General features: G+C 63.9%; 4 protein-coding genes. All 4 read left to right on the forward strand.

The annotated features are described in order from the left end of the window. Nucleotides 1–694: 694 nt before the first annotated feature. From AD72_RS28075 to AD72_RS28095, 4 genes are read left to right on the forward strand one after another with little or no spacing between them, the layout of a single operon-like run. On the forward strand, nt 695–1,015 hold the full coding sequence (locus tag AD72_RS28075) for a hypothetical protein (protein WP_031469629.1): 321 nt from the start codon (nt 695–697) through the stop codon (nt 1,013–1,015). 8 nt (nt 1,016–1,023) lie between these two features. Next, on the forward strand, nt 1,024–2,247 hold the full coding sequence (locus AD72_RS28080) for a putative T7SS-secreted protein (protein ID WP_051899105.1): 1,224 nt from the start codon (nt 1,024–1,026) through the stop codon (nt 2,245–2,247). 16 nt (nt 2,248–2,263) lie between these two features. After that, entirely contained in the window at nt 2,264–3,079 is an 816-nt protein-coding gene (locus tag AD72_RS37745; protein ID WP_231644998.1) for an ankyrin repeat domain-containing protein, read from the forward strand. Continuing rightward, nucleotides 3,076–3,603 (forward strand): suppressor of fused domain protein, encoded by a 528-nt coding sequence (locus AD72_RS28095; RefSeq protein WP_031469632.1) that lies wholly within the window; start codon nt 3,076–3,078, stop codon nt 3,601–3,603. Before AD72_RS37745 ends, AD72_RS28095 begins: the two co-directional genes overlap by 4 nt. Nucleotides 3,604–3,639: the final 36 nt, after the last annotated feature.

Below are 3,639 nucleotides of genomic sequence, written 5' to 3' on the forward strand. Positions count from 1 at the left end.
CTCATTCTGCAATGATCTCTAAGTCGTTCTCGGCCCCTCACGGCGGGATTGATTCAGACAGAATGCGCAAACGTCAGCGTCGAGGGGCGCACCGGGTCAGCGGCCACCCGTCCGATCGTTCATATGCACATCACGAAGCTGACTGCGACATGTGTCCCCGTGACCTTGGGCTTCTGTGCTGCGTCGAGGGTCTATTGTGCTCTACGCGATAGACCACACGCCGATTTTCAGCCCTCCATGCTGGCGCCCCAGTCCGTTGTGCTGCATGGCGCGGGAGCAGTGCACATGAGTGCGGGCGCAACCCTGCCAGGCTACAATCGCTCAATCTGCACAGGGGCTTTGACGCGCACCATGTGCGACGCCTCCAGGCACACCCCGAGGAGTCGCGCAGGTCCTTGCTTTGTATCCGCCCTGGTGGGCATCGTACGGTTCCGAGCCGTCCGTCCATGGTTCTGCGTGTGGGCCACGCAGAAACCTTCGAAGCGGCGATCCGAGCCAGCTGTGCTCTGCAAATCGCTGATTAGTCTTTTTGGGTGGACGAAGTCGTGGGCGCCTTCTTGCGCCACTTTCCGTCAACGTCGGCTACATATCGTCGAGGGCCCGCTGTGGAGTTCGCTGCTTTCCGTGACAAGTCCCGGCTGCCGTAATTACCCTGTCGCAGATATGGGCTGACTGGCTACGAGGGGTGAGTGGGGTGGACGGTCCCGGGTTTCATGTCGACATCGGTGCGATCGAGTCGGCCGCGCGGGAGATGGGTGAGATCACCCGCAAGCAGGATGACTTCGCGCTCGCGGATCTGTGCGGCCCGTACGAGCAGTACGGGCATGACGGGTTCTGCGATGCACTCGACAACTTCTGCGGCGAGTACGACCGGAGCATGCAGATGCTGGTCGACAAGGCCGACGACCTCAAGGACGGCATGAGCGCGGTCGCGAAGGCCTACCGCCAAGCCGAGCACTCCAACAAGAAGGCGCTCACCGACTCCGGCGTGCAAGCCGTCGACGACAACTTCTAGGCACCGCCGTGGTCGACCGCAAAGAACTCGGACAAACCGAGGACCCGAAACAACTCATCCCGGGCGAACCGGCCAAGATCTACGAGAACGCGCGTGTGCTCCGCGACCGGGCCAGCAACGTCGATGCAGACGGGCAAGCGCTCAAGCGCATCGACGCCGGAGGATGGACCGGCAAGGCTCATGACAGCTGGCGCGAGGCCGCGAATGTGGAGCTCCCGAAGTGGCTGCAGACCGCGGACGGCCTCGATGCGGCGGTCACCGCGGTCCAGTCGTTCGCGGACTGTTTGGCATGGGCACAGGGACAAGCGGGCGAGGCGATCGCGCGCTGGAAACACGGTGAGGCGCTGACCGCGCAGGCCAAGGCCGACCACGACAAGGCCAAGGCCGAGGCCGATGCGCAGACTCAGGCCAGTGGCGGGCAGGTCTGCGTCGCGCCTCCCCCGTTCACCGATCCCGGCGAGGCAGAACGTCAAGCCGCGCGCCAGATCCTCGACCGTGCACGCCAGCAACTCCAGACCGTGGGTGACCGCAGCGCCCAGGCACTCAACGACCTCGCCGAGGGCGCACCGAAACCCAGTGAAAGCACCGGGGAAAGCATCATGCACGGTGTCCTCGACGTCGCCGGGTTCGTCCCGGTCCTCGGTGACGCGATCGACGGCCTGCACGCCAACTGGCTCAAATCCGAAGGCCGCTACAACGAGGCCTACACCACCGCGGCCGCCGCCGTCCCGTTCGGCGGCTACGCCGCCCAGGTCGGCAAGATCACCAAATGGGGCAGCCGCGGCGTCGAAGCGGCCGAGAAAGCCACCGAAGCACTGTCCAAAGGTTCCCGAGAAGCCAAATACGTCTACAAACCAGTCCGGCGCCGGGTCAAACTGCGCGCCCAAACCAAGCGCGATGTCATCCGTGACGCGGAGCGGGACGAGAACGGTATCAACTTTCCCTGCGCTGCGACGGGAGAAACGATCCCCGCGAAGCGTAACCCCGACGGTAGTGTTGTTCGGGTCAATCCGGACACCGGAAAACCGGATCCCAACGGGATGACCGTGCCAGAGCCGGGCAAGTACCAGTTCGGGCATCAACCAGGTCAGGAATGGTGGAGATACAAACAAGAAGCCGAAGCCAATGGGTACGATCGGCGCAAGGTGATCGAGGATCAGAACCAGCCGGGCCGCTATCAGATCCAGACACCACATTCCAACCAGAGCCACAGATACGAACGACCAGGGTGACGACAGGACCGCGAGGATGGCAGACCTAGACCAGTACGGACGCGACCCGCTGCATTACGCCGCCGCCGACGGTGATCTGGACACTGTGCGGGCGCGGTTGGCCGCGGGCGTGGAGGTGGACCTTCGCGAGAAGCGGGCCGGGCTCACCCCGCTGCATTTCGCCGTCTCAGAGGGATCACTCGGTACGGCAAGCCTGCTACTGGACGCCGGTGCCGACGTCAACGCTGGCAACAACGGCAAGGCATCGGCGCTACACCTGGCCGTGACCCGGTGGCGGCAAGCCCCTGATGGCGCGATGCTGCGCCTGCTGATTGAGCGCGGGGCAGACCTCGCTGTTCGTAACAAGCAAGGCAGCACGCCCGTCGAGGCGACCGCGGGCCAGTGGGACTTCCCCGCGGAACTGGTCTCGATCCTCAACCCCGCGATCAAACTCGACGACACCGGCCGCGACGCGCTCCATCAAGCCGCCGCCGAGAACAACGTCGACGCTATCGGTCAGCGTCTCGCCGACGGGGTTCCGGTGAACTTCCGGCAGCGCCGAACGGGGAACTACACCGCCCTACACATCGCCATCGAGCACGGCGCACTCGACGCCGCAACCACCCTGCTCCAAGCCGGGGCGAACGTCAACGCCGCGGCCGGCGAGATCCCCTCGGCCCTGCACCTCGCGGTCTCGAAATGGCAAGCCGCTCCCGACGGCGTGATCATCAAACTGCTGCTCGACAACGGCGCCGACGCCACCATCACCGATCCATACTTCGGCACCGCTGCGGAATTCGCCACGAAACAAGACAGCTTCCCGCCCGCTCTGTTGGAGATCCTGAACGCATGAGCACCCAGGACATCGACAATCACATGACCCAATACCTCGGCGAGCCCACCGTCGTCGATGCGGTCGGTCCGGTGAACATTTGGCGTCACGACCGGCCCGAGTTCGTCAGCTTCGCCACCCACGGGCTCACCGATGCACCCATCACAGCCATATATCCGCAAGAACTGGTGTGCTCGGTCCAGCACGACCAAGACGGGGCCGCCGCGTTCCTGATCCAGACCATGACCCAGATGATCCTCGACGGTGCCCGCGGACTCGTCGACGAACAGATCATCGCCGGAGAACAACCCATCCTCGAAGCGACCGCGATCACCGGGATCATCGCGACCAGCCATCCCTACCTGGACGACGAGTTCAATATCGTCTTCGACCAGGACCAACAGGTACAGGCCGAACTGCTGACTCTCATCCCCCTGACCGCACCGGAAATCGACCGGGCCAACCGCGACGGTGTGGACGCCCTGTTCGAACACCTGGAAACGACCGATCACGACCTGCTCGACGTCACCCGATCCACGAGCTAGTGCTTCATCAAGGAAGGTTGACGTGGTAACCGTGTC

The organism is Sciscionella sediminilitoris, assembly GCF_000737195.2.
Taxonomy (GTDB): domain Bacteria; phylum Actinomycetota; class Actinomycetes; order Mycobacteriales; family Pseudonocardiaceae; genus Sciscionella; species Sciscionella sediminilitoris.

What these genes read in the sequence shown, in the direction of transcription:
- AD72_RS37745 (WP_231644998.1), top strand. Translation starts at nt 2,264, where the DNA reads ATGGCAGACCTAGACCAGTACGGACGCGACCCGCTGCATTACGCCGCC.
- AD72_RS28095 (WP_031469632.1), top strand. Translation starts at nt 3,076, where the DNA reads ATGAGCACCCAGGACATCGACAATCACATGACCCAATACCTCGGCGAG.